The following is a 17,225-nucleotide window of genomic DNA, read 5'->3' as shown; positions in this document are numbered from 1 at the left end:
CCAGGGCGCGTCAGGTCCAGTGCGCCTCGTTGAGGGCTGCCCGGGTCTGCGGACCGCAGCCGAGGCGGATCGCCCGCAGCAGCGAGGCCTGGTCGTCGACATCCGTGCGCAGCCGGATCGGCATGCCGGACAACGGTGTTGCCGCCTCTCGGTGCAGAGCGGCCGACCGGCGGCCGAACCTCGGCAGCAGCTCCACGCCCGCCCGCGCGGTCAGCAGCACCGTGCCGGTGCCGGCGAGGTCGGGCACGTAGGCGCGCTCGTGCGCGGCGGCATTGGTCAGCGCCAGCACCAGGTCATCCGCGCGCAGGGACGGCAGGTCCCCGAGCACCGCGGCCACCGCTCGCGTGGAGCCGTCGGGCAGCGCCAGGACGGCGGCCGCGCCGGCGCGGATGGCGTCGTTCAGGCCGAGGCGCGGGTCCGCCACGACGCGCGAGCCGCGTCCCTCGGCCAGCTCACGCACCTGCTCGTCGTCGGTCACGACCACCACGTGGTCGAAGCCCACTGCACCGCCGACGGCGGCCAGCGTGTCGATCGCCATCGCCAGCGCCAACCGCTGTCGGGGGACGCCGCGAGGCGGCGCAAGCCTGGACTTGCCGGTGCTCGTCGCCTTGACCGGGACCACTGCACTCCACACGTCTTGAGGCTACGACACCCCGGCGCCGTGCCGGTGCCCGGTCTCGACATCCCCCCACGATCAGGCCAAGATGGGCGCCGGAGCGGTCGGGCAACGCCGCCCGGCACCGACCAAGGAGATCCACCGTGACGTCCAGCCCCAGGGTGCGGCTGCCGCTGGCCTATCGCCTGTGCGTGGTCATCGCGAAGGCGGCCGCGGTGCCCCTGATGCGGCGCGACTGGCGCGGGGCCGAGCACCTGGACCGCCCGGGCGGCATCATCGTGTGCCCCAACCACATCTCGCACGTGGACTTCATCGCGACCGCCCACTTCCTCTACGACAACGGGCGGCCACCGTTCTACCTCGCCAAGTCCACGCTGTTCGAGATCCCCGTCGTCGGTCGGCTGCTGAAGGCGGCCCGGCAGATCCCGGTGCACCGCAACACAGGTCGCGCCGCCGACGCCTATCGCGAGGCGGTGTCCCGCGTGCAGCAGGGGGCCACCGTGCCGCTCTACCCGGAGGGGACGATCACCCGTGACCCCGGCGTGTGGCCGATGACCGCCAAGACCGGCGCTGCGCGCATCGCGCTCGAGACCCGCTGCCCGGTGATCCCGTTGGCGCAGTGGGGAGCTCAGGAGATCATGCCGCCCTACTCGGGTCGGTTGCGGCTCTTCCCGATCAAGACCATGCACCTGCTGGCCGGACCTCCCGTGGACCTCGACGACCTCTACGACCGGCCGGTCACCGCCGAGGTGCTGCGCGAGGCCACCGACCGCATCATGGCGGCGATCATCGTCCAGCTCGAGGAGCTGCGCGGCGAGAAGGCGCCGGTGGAGCGCTACGACCTGCGTCAGCACCAGGGCGACCAGTCCGGGAAGCCGGGCCAGCACCGGACGGTGCGCCCAGATCACCGCGGGGAGGACGGTCGATGAGCGGTCACGTCGCCGTCTTCGGCAACGGCAGCTGGGGCACGGCGTTCTCCATGATCTTGGCCGACGTCGGCTCGGACGTGCGCATCTGGGGCCGTCGTCCCGAGGCGGTGGCCGAGATCAACGAGCGACACACCAACGAGCGCTACCTGCCGGGAGTCGCTCTGCCCGAGGCGATCTCGGCGACCAACGACCCCGCCGCGGCGCTGGACGGTGCCCGGGTCGTGGTGCTCGCCGTGCCCTCGCAGACGCTGCGCGCGAACCTCGCCGACTGGCGACCGCTGTTGGACGACCAGCAGATCTTCGTGTCGCTCATGAAGGGCATCGAGCTCGGCACCTCCAAGCGGATGAGCGAGGTCATCCAGGAGGCCGGCGGCGTGGATCCGGAGCGCGTCGTCGTGGTGTCCGGGCCCAACCTGGCCAAGGAGATCGGTCGTCGGGAGCCGGCCGCCAGCGTCGTCGCGTCCCCGACCACCGCTGTCGCAGAAGAGGTCTCGCGACTGTGCGCCGCGCGCTACTTCCGTCCCTACACGTCCACGGACGTCGTCGGGGTGGAGCTCGGCGGCGCGGTGAAGAATGTCGTAGCCCTCGCGGTCGGCATGGCGGAGGGCATGGGGCTCGGCGACAACTCGAAGGCGTCGATCATCACTCGCGGCCTCGCCGAGACCAGCCGCCTCGGCCTGCGCCTGGGTGCCGACCCGGTGACCTTCTCGGGACTCGCCGGTGTCGGCGACCTCATCGCCACCTGCATGTCGCCGCTGTCGCGCAACCACTCCTTCGGCGTGCGTCTCGGACGGGGCATGACGGTCGAGGAGGCCACGGCCGAGACCCGGGAGACCGCCGAGGGCGTCAAGAGCTGCCGCTCGATCCTGCAGCTGGCGCGGACCCACGGCGTCGAGATGCCGATCGTCGAGAACGTCGACGCCGTCGTCGCCGGTGAGCGGCGCCCCGACCACGTCGCCGACCTGCTGATGTCGCGCGCGCGCAAGGCCGAGGGCAGCTAGCGCGCCCCGTCGAGGGCTCGCTCAAGGTCGGTCCAGAGGTCCTCGACGTCCTCGACGCCGACCGACAGGCGGAGCAGGTTGACGGGCACGGTCGTCGGCTCGTTGGCGTGCCGGCGCCGGCGCTCGATCAGCGACTCCACCCCGCCGAGGCTCGTGGCGTTGGTCCACAGCCGGGTGGCCCCGGCCACGCGGTCGGCGGCGTCCAGCCCGCCCGCCACCTCGATCGAGACGATCGCCCCGAACCCCGGGTAGCGCACGCGCTCGACCTGCGGGTGGCCGATCAGCCGGTCCGCGAGGACGCGCGCCGACCTTCCGGCGCGCTCCAGCCGCAGCGGCAGCGTGCGGATGCCCCGGAGCGCGAGCCACGTCTCGAACGGACCGGCGATCGAGCCGTGCACGGTGCGGTGGGTGCGCAGCCGGTCGAGCAGCTGGGCGTCGACCGCGCACGCCGCCCCGAGCACGACGTCGCTGTGGCCGGAGAGGTACTTGGTGACCGAGTGGACCACGACATCCGCGCCGAGGGTGAGTGGCTGCTGCAGGATCGGCGTAGCAAAAGTGTTGTCGCACACCACGATTGCCCCCACCTGGTGAGTCGCGTCGGCGAGGGCGGTGATGTCGGCGACGTCGAGAAGGGGGTTGGTGGGGGACTCCAGCCAGACCAGCTGGGGGTGCGGCTCGGAACGGACGGCAGTCGTCACCGCGGCGGTGTCGGCCACGTCGACGCGGCGCACCTCGGCCAGCCGGCCGGACGCCAGCAGCTCGTCCGCGAGGCTGAGGGTCGTGTTGTAGGCGTTGTCCGGCACCACCACGACGCCGCCCACGGGCACCAACGCGAAGACCGCGGCGATGGCCGCCATCCCGGAGGCGTAGACGAGTGCGCACCCGCCCTCGAGCGACCCGAGCACCTCCTCGAAGGCCGTCCAGGTCGCGTTCCCCCCGCGAGCGTAGACCGGGTCGCCGCCCGCGAGGTAGGTGCTGGTCAGCTCGATGCCTGGGTTCACCGGCGCGCCGGGCCGGTGCGCCGGGCGGCCGAGCGCCACGGCTCGGGTCGAGCCGGCCCACTGCGGGTCGGCGCCGGGGGAGAAGGGCTGCTCGCTCATGCCGGTCAGCGTAGTGGGGGTGGCCTGAGGCCGATCGCCGCCCCTGTCGGACTACGCTGGGCCACGATGACTACGAACCCCGCCTCCGGGCCCGCCAAGCCCCGCGTCGCCATCGTCTTCGGCGGCCGATCGTCCGAGCACCCCGTGTCCTGCGCGACCGCGGCGGGGGTGATGGGCGCCATCGATCGCGAGGTCTACGACGTCGTGCCGGTGGGCATCACCACCGACGGCCGCTGGGTCGAGTTCACCGACCCGATCGAGTCGCTCGAGCTGCGGCCGGGGCACATCCCCGAGGTGTCGGCCGAGGCCGCGACGGTGATCAGCCCGCTCTCGACGCGCGAGCAGTCGTTGCGCGTGCTGCGTCCCGGCGAGCCGGACCGGCTGCTCAGCGAGGTCGACGTCGTCTTCCCGGTGCTGCACGGTCCCTACGGCGAGGACGGCACCCTGCAGGGCATGCTCGAGCTGACCGACACGCGCTACGTGGGGTCGGGCGTCCTCGCGTCCGCGGCCGGCATGGACAAGCACTACATGAAGCTCGTGCTCGCGGGGCACGGCCTGCCGATCGGCCCCTACGTCGTCATCACCGACCGCCAGTGGCAGGTCGACCAGGAGGGGGCGCTCGCCTCGGTCGAGGCGCTGCAGTTCCCGGTGTTCGTCAAGCCGTGCCGGGCCGGGTCGAGCATCGGCATCACCAAGGTCGACAGCCCCGGCGGTCTCGTGGCGGCGATCGAGGCGGCGCGCGAGCACGACCTCAAGGTCATCGTCGAGCAGGGCATCGTCGGTCGCGAGGTCGAGTGTGGTGTCCTCGGCGGCCACGGCACGGACGCGCCCACGCCGAGCGAGGTCGCCGAGATCATCGTCGAGTCCGGCCACGAGTTCTACGACTTCGAGGCGAAGTACCTCGCCGACACCGAGGTGACCCTCTCCTGCCCGGCCGACCTGCCCGCCGAGGTGCGGGAGGAGGTCCGGCGGCTGGCCGTGGCGTCGTTCGAGGCGTTCGGCTGCGAGGGCATCGCGCGGGTGGACTGCTTCTACACCGAGCGCGGCGACGTCGTCGTCAACGAGATCAACACGATGCCCGGCTTCACCCCGCACTCCATGTATCCGCGGATGTGGGCCGCCTCCGGCGTCAGCTACCCGCAGCTGATCGACGAGCTGATCCGGCTGGCGCTCGACCGCAAGGTGGGGCTGCGCTGACGCCGCCCCGCTGGGGGCTGCGCGCTGAGATCTACTGGCAGGTGCGGCCGTTCGTGGGCAGCAGGCGCGCCACCGCGCCGAGGTCCGCAGCGACCAGCGGCGCCGCGCCGTAGGACGACGGCACGAGCAGCTCGAGGGCCGGGTCGGTGCCGTAGGTCGTGAGCCGCGAGCCGTCCGAGAGCGGGTGCACGACCCAGGCCACCCCGGACACGTCCACGCACTCGTCGCTCGTGGGCGCGAGCGCGGGCACGCCGCACCGCACGACGATGGCCGGGTCCCCGAACGCCACGGACGCCGTAGACCCGGTGGTCGCCCGGCGGGACGCGCCCGCCACCGTGGCCGGCCACTGGGCGGAGACCTTCTGGCAGGCGGGGGTGGCGGCGCCGGACGCGTCGACGACCTGCACGGTGGTGGCGCGGCGCAACGCCCACGATCCCACGAGCACCGCCACCAGCATGGCGACCACGGCGCTCGCGGCAGCGACCAGATAGGCCCGCCGGCCCAGCCCCGCACCCACCAGGTCGCGCCTCAGCCGTGCACGACGGTGCAGGTCAGGGTGCGGGTGATCCCGCCGATGTCCTGGATCTTGGCGATCACGAGCTGGCCGAGCTCGGTGACGTTCTCCTGCTCCACCCGGGCGATCACGTCGTAGGGACCCGTGACCTCCTCGGCCTTGACCACCCCGTCGATGGCACCGACCTCGCGGGCCACGTGCGATGACTTGCCCACCTCGGACTGGATGAGGATGTACGCCTGGACCATGGTTCCTCCTGCGCGGGACGAGATCGGGACGACGGACCGCCCGGCCGCGTCGCTGGCCTCACGCTATCGTGCCCACGTGAGGCCACGACACGCGGAGCAGGCATGAGACCGACCGAAGGGCGACCGGACCGGCCAAAGCGTCGCGGTGCCGGCTGGCCGCAGCCGCTCAGCGAGGTCGACGAGGAGGAGGTGCTCCGGCGCATCTTCCCCAACCTCCGGACCGGCCCGTCGGTGCTGATCGGCCCGGGCGACGACGCCGCCGTCGTGATCCAGCCGTCGGGATCGGTCGTCGCCACCACCGACACGATGGTGCGTGGCCAGGACTGGCACGACGAGTGGTCCGACGCGCACGACGTCGGCTCCAAGCTGGTCACTCAGAACCTCGCCGACATCGCCGCCATGGGCGCGGTCGCCACCGGGCTGCTCGTCACCCTCGCCGCCGACCCGCAGCTGCCGCTCGGCTGGGCGGTGGACTTCGCCGACGGCGTCGCCGACACGGCCGCGTGGGACGGCGTGCCCGTCGTCGGCGGCGACCTGTCCTCGGCCGGCGCCGGCACGGTGATGGTCTCGATCACGGCTCTCGGTGACCTGCAGGGGCGTCGCCCCGTGCTGCGCTCGGGTGCGCGGGTGGGCGACGTCGTCGCCGTTCACGGGAGCCTCGGGGAGTCCGGCGGCGGCCTGGAGCTGTACCTCGCCGGGGAGCGGCCGACCCGTTGGGCGAGCGTTCACGAGGCGCTCGCCGCCGCCGAGGTAGACCGTGCCCGGGACCACCTGATGTGGGTCCACCGCACCCCGACCTGCTCGGTGAGCTCCGGGCCGTTGGCCGCCGACCGCGGTGCGACCGCGATGATCGACCTGTCCGACGGGCTGGCGCGCGACGCCGCGCGGATCGGTCGGGCGAGCGGGGTGTGCCTGCAGCTGTCGCGCTCGCGGCTCGTGGCGGACTTCGTGGAGGACACCCCGCTGGAGATGGCGCTCGGCGCCCAGCGGGCCCTGCACCACGTGCTGACCGGTGGGGAGGAGCACTCGCTGCTCGCGACCTTCCCCGCCGACTGCCCCTTGATCACTCAGCAGACCGACCCCGACGTGCACTGGTGGGTGATCGGCGAGGTCGTCGCCGCCACGCCGGACGGAGCGCACGTCACGCTGGACGGCGAGCCCGTGAGCGGTGGCTGGGACCACTTCTCGGGCTGAGCCTGGCCAGTCGCAGTGGGGCCAGGCTGAGCGGGGTCAGGCTGAGCGGGGTCAGGCTGAGCATGACAAGAGGGACGGCCCGCGCGTGCGGTGCCGTCCCTCTCGAACGAGTCAGCTCAGCGCTGGACCTTGCCGGCCTTGAGGCAGGAGGTGCAGACGTTGAGACGCTTGGGCGTTGCGCCCGCCTCGCCGACCATGGCGCGGACGCGCTGGATGTTGGGGTTCCAGCGACGCTTCGTGCGACGGTGCGAGTGCGAGATGCTGTGACCGAAGGACGGTCCCTTGCCGCAGACATCGCAGTTGGCAGCCACGGGTGATCTCCTACGCTTGAGTGGTGTCGATTGGTCGCCACCAGCCGTCGAGCAGCCTCGAGCAGCGGGGCAACCGGTCCAGCATAGCCGATCGGCGTCGACGCCTCCAAAATGCGGGCACCCGCACGTGAGTCGACGACTCCTGGCAGGCGGGCGTTCTGGTCAGGGGGGGTCTGTCGGAGGCGTCGACTAGGGTTTGCGGCAAGACGATGACAGGCCAGCACGAGCGAGGACGGCGCGATCCGCGACGACCCGGTGGTCCGGCGAAGGGCAGGTGGTGAGGTGCAGGACGCAGGCACCGAGCGGCTCCCGCTCACCCGGCTGGACCTGGCCGCGCTGCTTCGCTGGGCCGTCCTCGGACGGGCGGCGCTCGCGAGCAGACGCACCCGCATCGACGCGCTCAACGTCTTCCCGGTGCCCGACGGCGACACCGGCACCAACATGTTCCTCACCCTCGACTCCGCGGTCGAGGCGATGATCGACGCCGATCGGGTCGCGGCCGACGACCCCCTCGACCTCACGGGGTCGGCGGGTGACGACGGTCAGGCGGTCCGCACGTTCTCGCGCGAGGTGATGCTGGCGGCGCGGGGCAACTCCGGCGTGATCATGAGCCAGCTGATCCGGGGGCTCGCCGACGTCGTGGTCGAGCACGCCGGCCCGGTCGGTCCCGCCGTGGTCGCCGCAGCCATGCGCGAGGCCAGCACGCGGGCCTACGCCAGCGTCGGGTCGCCCACCGAGGGCACCATCCTCACCGTGGCCCGGATCGCGGCCGAGTCCGCCGAGCAGGTGGCCGGCCACCCCGGCGCGCAGCTGCTCGACGTGGTCACCGCGGCGTCAGAGTCCGCCTACGTCGCGCTCGCCGAGACGCCGGACCAGCTGCCTGCGCTGTCGTCCGCCGGGGTGGTCGACGCCGGGGCCGCGGGTCTGGTGATCCTGCTCGACGCGCTGCGCCGGGTCGTCGAGGACGGCGGCCCGAGCGACCACCAGCTGCTGCCGGCGATGGACGACATGCTCGAGTCGCTCACCGACGTCGACCTCGCCGACGAGCACGACCTCACCGCCGGCCGGACCGGCTGCGCGGCCCGTGGCTCGGGCTACAGCGGGCCGGCGTTCGAGCTGATGGCGCTCGTGCGCGGGGGAGCCGACGAGGACCTCCCGCGCGCCCGACGCGAGCTCGCCGAGCTGGGCGACAGCGTCGTCGTGATGGGCGACGCCGGTCTGTGGCGGGTGCACGTGCACGTCGACGACACCGACGCCGCCCTCGTCGTGCTGCGCGAGCTCGGCGACCCCGACGCGGTCGAGATCACGCCGCTGGTGTCGGGCACCGACCCCGATGCGACAGCGGTCGTCCAGTGCGCGTCGGGCGAGGGCCTGGTCACGCTGCTGCGCGACGCCGGTGCCGTCGTGGTCGAGAGCTCCGCCGGCAGGCGGGCCTCCATCGGCCAGGTGCTCGCCGCTCTCCACGGCAGCGGCGCGGGGCGAGTCCTGCTGCTGCCCAACGACTCCGACCTGGTCCTGGCCTCCGAGGCCGCTGCGGAGGATGCGCGTGCCACGGGTCTCGACGTGGTCGTCGTGCCGAGCCGGTCGGTGGTGCAGGGCCTGGCCGCTCAGGCGGTCGTCGACCCGGCGGCCGACTTCGCCGAGTCCCGTGTCGTCGTCGAGCAGACGGTGGCCGCGACGGGCTACGGCGAGGTGACGGTGGCGAGCCGCGACGCCGACACGGCCGCGGGGCCGTGCCGCGCCGGTGACGTCCTGGGCCTGGTCGCAGGCGAGATCGTCGAGGTCGGCGACTCGCTCGACGAGGTCGCCCGCGACGTGGTGGACCGACTGCTCGCCGACGGCGGCGAGCTGGTCACGGCGCTCGGTGGCCAGGACTGCCCCGACGAGTCGCTCGACAGGCTCGCCGCACACGTCGGGTCGCGGCAGCCGGCACCCGAGATCACCGTCCACCAGGGCGGGTTCGCCCCCGCCCTGCTCCTGCTGGGGGTCGAGTAGCCATGGCCATCTCGCGCGAGGGAGCCCTGGACTGGCCGCTGCGCCGGGTCTTCGCCAAGCGCGAGGTCGACATCTTCACGGCGCGCGGCCTGCACACCCTCTCCGACCTGATGCACTGGGTCCCACGCACCTACCTCAGCTCGGTGCCGATCGAGCGGCACTTCGAGGACGGCGAGCGCGTGCACCTAGTGGCCGACGTGGTGAGCAGCCGCGAGGTCCCGATGCGCTCGCGCAAGGGCTCGCTGCTCAAGGTGCTGGTCGACGCCGGCAACCAGAAGTTCGAGCTCACCTTCTTCCAGACCCGCCCGCACAAGTTCATCCTGTCGCCGGGGCGGCGGGCGCTGTTCGCGGGCAAGGTCGCAGCCTTCAACGGTCGCTGGCAGCTGGCCCAGCCTGAATACGTCCTGCTCAGCAGCAACGGCGTCGACGACCAGACCATCGAGACGCTCGCCGAGTCGCCGCTGATCCCGATCTACCGCCGGATGGGCACCAAGCTCGGCTCCTGGGGCATCGCCAAGGCCGTCATCGTCGCGCTGGACTCGCTGTGGGCGGTGGCCGACCCGGTCCAGGAGCTGGCCGCGCGGCACGAGCTGCCGCCGCTCTACGAGACCTTTCGGCTGGTCCACCGCCCGGTCGATCTCGACGAGCCACAGATCGGCCGCCGCCGGCTGAAGTACGACGAGGCGCTGGCCATCCAGGTCGTGCTCGCGATGCGCCGCGCCGCCACGTCGGGTGACGCCGCCGTAGCCCGTGCCGGTGCGGTCGGGGGAGTGCTCGACGCGTTCGACGCACGGCTGCCCTTCCGCCTCACCGAGGGCCAGGTCGAGACCGGCGAGGTGCTCGCCGAGGAGCTGGCTCGCGACCGACCGATGCACCGCCTGCTGCAGGGCGAGGTCGGCTCCGGCAAGACCGTCGTGGCCCTGCGCGCGATGCTGCACGTCGTCGACTCCGGTGGTCAGGCCGCCCTGCTGGCGCCCACCGAGGTGCTGGCCCAGCAGCACTACCGCACCATCACCGCGATGCTGGGTGACCTCGCGATGGGCGGCATGCTCGGCGGCAACGACATAGGCACGCGGGTGGCCCTGGTCACCGGCAGCCAGAGCGCGGCCGACAAGCGGCGCAACCTCGCCCTCGCCACCAGCGGTGAGGCCGGCATCGTCATCGGCACCCACGCGCTGCTCCAGGACAAGGTCGCGTTCGCCGACCTGGCCCTCGTCGTCGTGGACGAGCAGCACCGCTTCGGCGTAGAGCAACGAGACGTGTTGCGGGGCAAGGCAGCTCGGGTGCCCCACACGCTCGTCATGACGGCTACGCCGATCCCGCGCACGGTCGCCATCACCGCCTTCGGCGACCTGGACACCTCGACGCTCAGCCAGCTGCCGTCCGGACGCGCCGAGATCAAGACCTTCGTGGTGCCGGCCACCAGACCCACCTGGGTGCAGCGGGTGTGGGAGCGCATGGCCGAGGAGGTGGCCGCCGGCCGCCAGGTCTACGTCGTGTGCCCGCGCGTCGGCGACGGCTCCTCCGGGGACGACCTGACCTACTGGGAGCGCGCCCAGGCCAAGCAGCAGGCCGAGGAGGCCCGCGCGCGCGGCGACCAGGTCAACCCGGACGACGAGGACGAGAAGGCCACCGCGGCGCGGCTCGCCGAGGAGGCCCGGCTGCGGCGGGCGGCTGCGAGCGTGGTCGACACCGACGCGATGCTCGCCGAGGTGCCCGTCCTGAAGGGACTGCGCCGGGCGGTGCTGCACGGCCGGCTGCCCGCCGAGGAGCGCGAGCGGATCATGACGTCGTTCGCCGCCGGCGAGATCGACATCCTGGTCGCCACCACGGTCATCGAGGTGGGGGTCGACGTGCCCAACGCCAGCCTCATGGTGGTCCTCGACGCCGATCGGTTCGGCATCAGCCAGCTGCACCAGCTGCGCGGCCGGATCGGTCGGGGCGAGCACCCGAGCAGCTGCTTCCTGGTCTGCCTCGCCGACGAGGGCACCCCCACCAGGGACCGGCTCGAGGCGGTCGCGGCGACCACCGACGGCTTCGAGCTCGCCGAGGTCGACCTCGACCAGCGCGGCGAGGGCGACGTCCTCGGCGCCCTGCAGAGCGGTCGCAGCGGCGGTCTCGCGCTGCTGCGCCTGCGGGAGGACAGCGACCTGATCGAGCTGGCCCGCGAGGACGCCCGCGGGCTGGTCGACGCCGACCCGACCCTCGAGGGCAGCCCCGAGCTGCTGCGCTACCTGCGCACGTACGTCGACGACCAGCAGGCCGACTTCGTGGAGCGTGGCTGATGACGCGCATCATCGCCGGGGTGGCCGGCGGGCGCCGGATCGCCACCCCCTCGGGCAGCGGCACCCGGCCCACCAGCGACCGGGTCCGCGAGGCGATCTTCTCCCGGCTCGAGCACGAGGACCTGCTCGAGGGGGCCCGGGTGCTCGACCTCTATGCCGGCTCCGGCGCGCTCGGGCTTGAGGCGTGCTCGCGGGGTGCCGCCGAGGCGCTGCTCGTCGAGTCGTCCCGGGCCGCGGCACAGATCATCTCCGGCAACATCCGGGACCTGGGGCTGCGCCAGGCGCGCGTCGTCACCCGGCCGGTCGCGACCCTCCTCGGTGCGGGGCCGTCCGGGGGTGCCGGGACGGGGTTCGACGTGGTCCTGAGCGACCCGCCCTACGACCTCGGTGACGGCGCGCTGCACGCCGACCTGGTGGCTCTGGTCGACCACGGGTGGCTGGCGCCGGCGGCCGTGGTCGTGGTCGAGCGGTCGTCGCGCTCGGGCGAGCCGCGCTGGCCGAACGGTCTCGAGCAGGTGGCGCACAAGCGCTACGGCGAGACCTCGGTCTGGTACGCCGAGGTGACGGATAGCGCCGGGGCGACGGATTGCGCCGAGGCGACGGATACCGTGGAGCCATGAGCGAGACGACGCGTCGCTGCGTGTGCCCGGGGTCGTTCGACCCGATCACCCTCGGGCACCTCGACATCATCCGGCGGGCCAGCGCGCTCTACGACGAGGTCGTGGTGGCGGTGCTGTTCAACCCCGCGAAGTCGGGGCAGGGGATGTTCTCCGTCGACGAGCGGGTCGCCCTGATCGAGGGCGCCGTGGCGGCCGAGGAGATCCCCCGGGTCCGGGTCGTGTCGTCCGGTGGCGAGCTGCTGGTCGACCTCTGCACCCGCGAGGACGTCTGTGCGATCGTCAAGGGGCTGCGCTCGGGCACGGACTTCGCCTACGAGCTGCCGATGGCGCTGATGAACCGTCACCTCACCGGCGTCGAGACGGTCTTCCTGCCGGGCGCGCCGGCCTTCGAGCACGTGTCCAGCTCGCTGATCAAGGAGGTGCACGCGCTCGGGGGCTACGGCCTGGACCTGGTGCCGCCCAACGTGGCCGAGGCGCTGCAGGCCCGCCGCGACGCCTAGGCCTGGCCTGGACTGAGGGCTGGACTCTGGGGTGGCTCTCGCGGTTTGGGTGCAGCCCGACCGGTCCGGTAGGCTGGTGCGTCGGTGTGTGCTGCGGCATGCGCTGACGCACGATCATCGTGCAACCCCATCCGTCCTGCAGCAACTGGCTGGAGCTATGCCTCACCTCGACCCGCGTTCGCCCCTGGTGCTCGACACCCGGGAGCTCGGTCGACGGCCGGGCTCCATGCTCGAGCTGCAGCGCACCGTCGAGGCCCCCACGGACTTCGGCACCGAGGTCATCGCCGTTCAGCCGGGAGAGCCGTTGCAGCTCGACCTGCGTCTGGAGTCGGTGGTCGAAGGTGTCCTGGTCTCTGGTGAGGTCACGACTCGGGCGACCGGCGCCTGCGTGCGGTGCCTGGACGAGGTGACCGTCCCCGTGACGGCCACCATCCAGGAGCTGTTCGCCTACGCCGACCGCGCGGCGCACCACCACGAGGTGGGGGCCGACGAGGGTGGGGAAGAGCTGCACACGCTCGACGGCGACCTGATCGACCTCGAGCCTGTGCTGCGGGACGCAGTGGTGCCCACCCTGCCGTTCCAGCCCGTGTGCGAGGACGACTGCCCCGGCCTGTGCTCCCAGTGCGGAGCCCGGCTCGCGGACGACCCGGACCACCAGCACGAGGTGCTCGACCCCCGCTGGTCGGCACTGCAAGGACTCATCAGCAAGCCCGAAGAGAAGAGGAACTGACGTGGCTGTCCCGAAGCGGAAGATGTCGCGCTCCAACACCCGTTCGCGTCGCGCGAACTGGCGCACCACTGCGACCACGCTCACCCCGTGCCCGCAGTGCCAGGCCCCGAAGCAGCCGCACAACGCCTGCCCCTCGTGCGGCACCTACGCTGGCCGTCGCTACGCGGCCGCGGAGCGCACCGAGCTCCAGGGCTGATCGGAGGGCGCGCGTGGGCTCCAGCAAGCGTGCGTCCAGCGCCAAGGCAGCTCAGCAGCGGCCCGTCGCCGCGTTGATCGAAGGTCTCTTCCAGATCTTGGGTGAGCGCGTCGACGAGCCGCTGCTGAGTCGTGCTCTGGTGCATCGCTCCTACAGCTATGAGCACGGAGGGATGCCGCACAACGAGCGGTTGGAGTTCCTCGGGGACTCCGTGCTCGGTCTCGTCGTCACCGACACCCTGTTCCGCACGCACACCGACCTGCCCGAGGGGCAGCTCGCGAAGCTGCGTGCCGCGGTCGTCAACATGCGGGCGCTGGCTGATGTAGCCCGTGAGCTCGGTCTCGGTGACTTCCTGCTGCTCGGACGGGGCGAGGAGACGACCGGCGGGCGGGACAAGACGTCGATCCTCGCCGACACCACGGAGGCGGTCATCGGTGCGGTCTACCTCTCGCACGGCATGGACGTCGCCGCACGCCTCGTGCACCACATGCTCGACCCCCTGATGGAGTCGTCGGCCAACCTCGGCGCCGGCCTGGACTGGAAGACCTCGCTGCAGGAGCTCACCTCGGCGCACGGCCTCGGCGTCCCGGAGTACCGCGTCACCGACGAGGGCCCTGACCACCTCAAGGTCTTCACCGCTGGCGCGGTGATCGGCGACGAGGTCCTCGGCGAGGGCGTCGGGCGGTCCAAGAAGGAGGCCGAGCAGAAGGCCGCCTCGATCGCTTGGGCCACGGTGACCGAGCGCCACGGCGAGCCCGGCCGGGCCGCCGACCTGGACTGACCGGGTCGGCACCCCGTGCCTGAGCTGCCCGAGGTCGAGGTCGTCCGGCGCGGCCTCGCCGACCACGTGGTCGGGCGGCGGATCGCCGCCGCCGAGGTCACCGGCAACCGGGTCGCCCGGCGGCACCTGCCCGGCCCCCTCGACCTCGCGCACCGCCTGGCCGGCCAGCAGGTGCGCGCCGCCGAGCGGCGTGGCAAGTACCTCTGGCTGGTCCTCGACGGCGAGGCCCTGGTCATCCACCTCGGCATGAGCGGGCAGCTGCTCGTCGAGCCGGCCGACTCGCCGCGCGAGCGGCACCTGCACGCCACTCTCGACTTCGCCGACGACGGGCCGCAGCTGCGCTTCGTCGACCAGCGCACGTTCGGCGGGCTGGCGCTGACCGACCTGGTGCTCGGTCGCGGGGGTCGGGAGGTGCCCCAGCCGGTAGCCCACATCGCCCCCGACCCGCTGGAGACGGTCTACGACCAGGCGGGGGTGGTGCGCGCCCTGAAGGCCAAGAACACCGAGATCAAGCGGGCGCTGCTGGACCAGGGGTTGGTGTCGGGGATCGGCAACATCTATGCCGACGAGGCGCTGTGGCGCGCGGGTGTCCATGGCCGGCGGATCACCTCCACCCTGACCAAGCCGACGCTCGCGCGTGTGCTCGACCAGGCGGCCGAGGTGATGCGCGAGGCGCTCGGGCAGGGCGGCACGAGCTTCGACGCGCTCTACGTGAACGTCAACGGTGCCAGCGGACGAATGACATTGAATGTCTACGGACGGGAGGGTCGCCCGTGCAAGCGCTGCGGCACCCCGATCATGCGCGAGCGCTTCATGAACCGCTCAAGCCACTTCTGCCCGACCTGCCAGCGAAAACGCTAGCAGGATGCTCGCGTACGACGTGGCGACGAGTGGTTGGCAGACCACGTTCGTGGTGGTTCGCCAGACGGCTCAGTCGAGATGTCGACGCCAGAACGGGTCGTCTGCCCAGTCGTCGGGGATGCCCATGCCGCGCAGGTTCATCCCGGGCCGGGAATCGACCAGCTCGTGCAGTCTCCTCGCCCAGCCGCTGCGCGGGGAGATCGTCCCCAGGGCTGTCTGCAGGGATACGAGGACAGGGTAGAGCCGCTTCCTCGATCTCTCGGGCAGCGCTTCGTCTTCTTCGAGCCAGGCCACCGTGGACGAGTTCGGGATCGCCGGGTAGACGCCGAGGCCGACGTTCCACAGCCGGCCGTGGTGAGCGCAGACGTTGCGGACGCGGACATAGGTCTGCATCCAGGACTCGAGCAGCGGGGCCGTCAGGCCGATGCTCCGGGCAACAGCGGTCCGGTCGGAGCGGCGCTTGAGGTTGCGGTACGCGCTGGTGAGCTGCCCAACGGTCAAGGTCTCGACCATGAGCCAGGATGGCGGGAGCTCGGGTGAGCCGTAGGTGGTGAGGTAGTGCTCGAGCGCCGAGCGGTGAACCAGCGAATCCTCCCCGGCATCGGGAGTCCCACGGAGCCTCTCGTCGCAGCTATCCCTGACGATCTTGAGGAGCCCAGTGTGCCTGCCGCGGTCGCGGAAGTGCGAGGCGTCGGTGTACCAGTGCGGGTCGACGTAGACGGTGGACATGTGGTCGGTCAACGCCGCGCGCACTGCGACCTCGACGCGCTCGAGGGCATCCATGACCACCAGGCGCAAAGCACGGTCGAAGACGTAGAGGTCGAGCACGTCGTCGAACGACGTCCGTCGCGAAGGCGATGCTCGGGACCGCTCTGCTGGAACGGGATCGTATAGGGGGAGAGGCGGTAGTAGCCAATGTGGCGCAGGTACCGCAGCGCGCGGCCCCGTTCGGCGATGACCAGCCCGCGGTCGGCGAGACGATCGACGAGGTCGTCCAGCTCCATGGGCGGCTTGTCGTAGCGCGAGGTCCCGCGCGGACGAGACGGGCGAGGAGCGCGGCGCGGCTGGGGCATCGGCGCTCCTCCTAGGCGCGGGCAGAGAAAATCCCCCAAGTGCGCATCGTGGAGAGGCGTGGGGGATGTAGTGGTCTCAGGTTAGCACGGACTGGTTCGGTGCTCCAGAACGGTCGTGTCGTTACGCCTTCTGCTGCTCGGCGAACCGGGCGATCGCGTCCTCGGGCGTCGGCACCTCGCCGAAGACCTGTGCCTGCCTGGTGGTGTCGGCGACGTACTTGCCGGTGTCGAACCACTTGGCCATGGCGGCCATGTCGGGCACGAGCGGCTGCCAGCGGCCAATCAGCTTGCCGACGGCGGTGAGGAGCTTGCGTGGGATGGCGCGGACCTTGATGCGTCCTGTCGCGTGAGGAGAGCCGATCTCGGCGAACTCCTTCATCGAGATGGGGCGGGTCCAGCCGATGTCGATCCGCTCTCTGTTCTCCACGTCGGCGTCGACGGCCGCGGCGAGGTACTCGGCGAGGTCATCGGTGAGGACGAAGGTCAGGGGTACCTTCGCGTCGCCGAGCCACATGGCCGAGCGCTTCTCGAAGGGGCTTCCGCCCATGGCGGCGATCTGGTCGAGGAACGCTCCGGGACGGAGCGCGACGAACGGGACGCCGCGCTCTTCGAGGCGGTCCTCGGCGAGCTTCTTGTGCCAGAAGTGGGGGACGTCGGGGGTCTGGTCGCTGGTGAGGATGCTCAGCAGCACGAACCGTCGTACTCCCACCTTGGCAGCGGCCTCGGCGAGGTTGGCGTTGCCGACGGTGTCGATGTCATGGGCCTGCTTGCCGCCGCGGGTGTATCCGGCCGCGGTGGTGATGACGGCGTCGGCTCCGGTCATGGCCTTGACCAGTGACGGCTCGTTGAGCATGTCGCCGCGGGCGATCTCGACGCCGAGGGCCTCGAGCCTGCTGGCGTCGGTGGTGGGGCGGACGAGGGCGCGGACGCTCTTGCCGCGGTCGAGCAGGGCGCGGACGACCTTGCCGCCGAGGCTGCCGGTCGCGCCGACGACGAGCACGGGGCCGGGGGTCTGCGGAGTCTGGTCTGTCATTGTGGGTTTCCTCTCGGGCGGCGGGGGATCGGCCCCGCCTG

At 72.0% G+C, this 17,225-nt stretch carries 19 protein-coding genes; 12 read left to right on the top strand and 7 right to left on the bottom strand.

The window, feature by feature from the left end; genetic code table 11:
- Positions 1 to 10: 10 nt before the first annotated feature.
- On the bottom strand, positions 11 to 634 hold the full coding sequence (gene cofC / locus MM440_RS03685; protein ID WP_241441947.1) for a 2-phospho-L-lactate guanylyltransferase: 624 nt from the start codon (positions 632 to 634) through the stop codon (positions 11 to 13).
- Positions 635 to 759: 125 nt separating this feature from the next.
- Between cofC and MM440_RS03680 the strand changes: the two genes are divergently transcribed.
- On the top strand, positions 760 to 1,545 hold the full coding sequence (locus tag MM440_RS03680; RefSeq protein ID WP_241441945.1) for a lysophospholipid acyltransferase family protein: 786 nt from the start codon (positions 760 to 762) through the stop codon (positions 1,543 to 1,545).
- Positions 1,542 to 2,546 carry an NAD(P)H-dependent glycerol-3-phosphate dehydrogenase gene (locus tag MM440_RS03675; protein ID WP_241441943.1) on the top strand — a complete coding sequence of 335 codons (1,005 nt, stop codon included), beginning with the start codon at positions 1,542 to 1,544 and terminating at the stop codon, positions 2,544 to 2,546. The genes MM440_RS03680 and MM440_RS03675 overlap by 4 nt, the downstream gene beginning before the upstream one ends.
- Here the strand turns inward: MM440_RS03675 and MM440_RS03670 are convergent.
- Positions 2,543 to 3,646, bottom strand: a complete 1,104-nt coding sequence (locus tag MM440_RS03670; protein WP_241441942.1) for a trans-sulfuration enzyme family protein — start codon at positions 3,644 to 3,646, stop codon at positions 2,543 to 2,545. The genes MM440_RS03675 and MM440_RS03670 overlap by 4 nt on opposite strands.
- 66 nt (positions 3,647 to 3,712) lie before the next feature.
- Between MM440_RS03670 and MM440_RS03665 the strand changes: the two genes are divergently transcribed.
- Entirely contained in the window at positions 3,713 to 4,843 is a 1,131-nt protein-coding gene (locus tag MM440_RS03665) for a D-alanine--D-alanine ligase family protein (protein ID WP_241441941.1), read from the top strand.
- 31 nt (positions 4,844 to 4,874) lie between these two features.
- Here MM440_RS03665 and MM440_RS03660 read toward each other — a convergent pair whose 3' ends face one another.
- On the bottom strand, positions 4,875 to 5,360 hold the full coding sequence (locus tag MM440_RS03660) for a DUF3515 family protein (RefSeq protein ID WP_241441939.1): 486 nt from the start codon (positions 5,358 to 5,360) through the stop codon (positions 4,875 to 4,877).
- Positions 5,361 to 5,371: 11 nt separating this feature from the next.
- A complete protein-coding gene (locus MM440_RS03655; RefSeq protein ID WP_241441938.1) occupies positions 5,372 to 5,605 on the bottom strand; it encodes an Lrp/AsnC ligand binding domain-containing protein in 234 nt (77 codons plus the stop codon).
- 102 nt (positions 5,606 to 5,707) lie between these two features.
- Here MM440_RS03655 and thiL point away from each other — a divergent pair, with 102 nt between their 5' ends.
- Positions 5,708 to 6,799: a thiamine-phosphate kinase gene (gene thiL, locus MM440_RS03650; protein WP_241441937.1), complete on the top strand. Its 1,092-nt coding sequence runs from the start codon at positions 5,708 to 5,710 to the stop codon at positions 6,797 to 6,799.
- A 116-nt stretch (positions 6,800 to 6,915) separates the two neighbouring features.
- On the opposite strand, the gene rpmB is transcribed toward thiL, so the two are convergent.
- Complete coding sequence (gene rpmB / locus MM440_RS03645; RefSeq protein ID WP_241441936.1) at positions 6,916 to 7,110, bottom strand: 50S ribosomal protein L28; 195 nt, start codon at positions 7,108 to 7,110, stop codon at positions 6,916 to 6,918.
- 282 nt (positions 7,111 to 7,392) lie between these two features.
- Between rpmB and MM440_RS03640 the strand changes: the two genes are divergently transcribed.
- The 8 genes from MM440_RS03640 to mutM all read left to right on the top strand — a co-directional run bounded on the left by MM440_RS03640 (position 7,393) and on the right by mutM (position 15,078).
- The gene (locus tag MM440_RS03640; protein ID WP_241441935.1) at positions 7,393 to 9,105 is read left to right on the top strand and encodes a DAK2 domain-containing protein; all 1,713 of its coding nucleotides are present in this window, start codon (positions 7,393 to 7,395) and stop codon (positions 9,103 to 9,105) included.
- Between the two features lie 2 nt (positions 9,106 to 9,107).
- Complete coding sequence (locus MM440_RS03635; protein ID WP_241441934.1) at positions 9,108 to 11,390, top strand: ATP-dependent DNA helicase RecG; 2,283 nt, start codon at positions 9,108 to 9,110, stop codon at positions 11,388 to 11,390.
- Positions 11,390 to 12,010: a 16S rRNA (guanine(966)-N(2))-methyltransferase RsmD gene (gene rsmD, locus MM440_RS03630; protein WP_241441933.1), complete on the top strand. Its 621-nt coding sequence runs from the start codon at positions 11,390 to 11,392 to the stop codon at positions 12,008 to 12,010. The genes MM440_RS03635 and rsmD overlap by 1 nt, the downstream gene beginning before the upstream one ends.
- Positions 12,007 to 12,510 (top strand): pantetheine-phosphate adenylyltransferase, encoded by a 504-nt coding sequence (gene coaD / locus MM440_RS03625; protein ID WP_241441931.1) that lies wholly within the window; start codon positions 12,007 to 12,009, stop codon positions 12,508 to 12,510. The genes rsmD and coaD overlap by 4 nt, the downstream gene beginning before the upstream one ends.
- A 157-nt stretch (positions 12,511 to 12,667) precedes the next feature.
- Complete coding sequence (locus tag MM440_RS03620; protein WP_241441929.1) at positions 12,668 to 13,240, top strand: YceD family protein; 573 nt, start codon at positions 12,668 to 12,670, stop codon at positions 13,238 to 13,240.
- Position 13,241: 1 nt separating this feature from the next.
- Positions 13,242 to 13,436: a 50S ribosomal protein L32 gene (gene rpmF, locus MM440_RS03615; RefSeq protein WP_241441928.1), complete on the top strand. Its 195-nt coding sequence runs from the start codon at positions 13,242 to 13,244 to the stop codon at positions 13,434 to 13,436.
- Between the two features lie 13 nt (positions 13,437 to 13,449).
- Positions 13,450 to 14,217, top strand: coding sequence for a ribonuclease III (gene rnc / locus MM440_RS03610; RefSeq protein WP_241441927.1), 768 nt, complete (start codon positions 13,450 to 13,452; stop codon positions 14,215 to 14,217).
- Between the two features lie 15 nt (positions 14,218 to 14,232).
- A complete protein-coding gene (gene mutM, locus MM440_RS03605) occupies positions 14,233 to 15,078 on the top strand; it encodes a bifunctional DNA-formamidopyrimidine glycosylase/DNA-(apurinic or apyrimidinic site) lyase (RefSeq protein WP_241441925.1) in 846 nt (281 codons plus the stop codon).
- Positions 15,079 to 15,147: 69 nt separating this feature from the next.
- Here mutM and MM440_RS03600 read toward each other — a convergent pair whose 3' ends face one another.
- A complete protein-coding gene (locus MM440_RS03600; RefSeq protein ID WP_241441922.1) occupies positions 15,148 to 15,906 on the bottom strand; it encodes an Abi family protein in 759 nt (252 codons plus the stop codon).
- 366 nt (positions 15,907 to 16,272) lie between these two features.
- Positions 16,273 to 17,184 (bottom strand): SDR family oxidoreductase, encoded by a 912-nt coding sequence (locus MM440_RS03595; protein WP_241441921.1) that lies wholly within the window; start codon positions 17,182 to 17,184, stop codon positions 16,273 to 16,275.
- Positions 17,185 to 17,225 lie beyond the last annotated feature (41 nt).

It is taken from the genome of Arsenicicoccus piscis (genome assembly GCF_022568835.1).
Classification (GTDB): domain Bacteria; phylum Actinomycetota; class Actinomycetes; order Actinomycetales; family Dermatophilaceae; genus Arsenicicoccus; species Arsenicicoccus piscis.
Note: the sequence above shows the minus strand (reverse complement) of the source record. Positions and strands in the feature narration are given on the sequence as shown.

Bases quoted from the DNA above. Each gene is read 5' to 3' on its own strand.
- MM440_RS03675 (WP_241441943.1), top strand. From the start codon at position 1,542: ATGAGCGGTCACGTCGCCGTCTTCGGCAACGGCAGCTGGGGCACGGCG.
- MM440_RS03670 (WP_241441942.1), bottom strand. From the start codon at position 3,646: ATGAGCGAGCAGCCCTTCTCCCCCGGCGCCGACCCGCAGTGGGCCGGC.
- MM440_RS03665 (WP_241441941.1), top strand. From the start codon at position 3,713: ATGACTACGAACCCCGCCTCCGGGCCCGCCAAGCCCCGCGTCGCCATC.
- MM440_RS03655 (WP_241441938.1), bottom strand. From the start codon at position 5,605: ATGGTCCAGGCGTACATCCTCATCCAGTCCGAGGTGGGCAAGTCATCG.
- thiL (WP_241441937.1), top strand. From the start codon at position 5,708: ATGAGACCGACCGAAGGGCGACCGGACCGGCCAAAGCGTCGCGGTGCC.
- MM440_RS03635 (WP_241441934.1), top strand. From the start codon at position 9,108: ATGGCCATCTCGCGCGAGGGAGCCCTGGACTGGCCGCTGCGCCGGGTC.
- rsmD (WP_241441933.1), top strand. From the start codon at position 11,390: ATGACGCGCATCATCGCCGGGGTGGCCGGCGGGCGCCGGATCGCCACC.
- coaD (WP_241441931.1), top strand. From the start codon at position 12,007: ATGAGCGAGACGACGCGTCGCTGCGTGTGCCCGGGGTCGTTCGACCCG.
- MM440_RS03620 (WP_241441929.1), top strand. From the start codon at position 12,668: ATGCCTCACCTCGACCCGCGTTCGCCCCTGGTGCTCGACACCCGGGAG.
- MM440_RS03595 (WP_241441921.1), bottom strand. From the start codon at position 17,184: ATGACAGACCAGACTCCGCAGACCCCCGGCCCCGTGCTCGTCGTCGGC.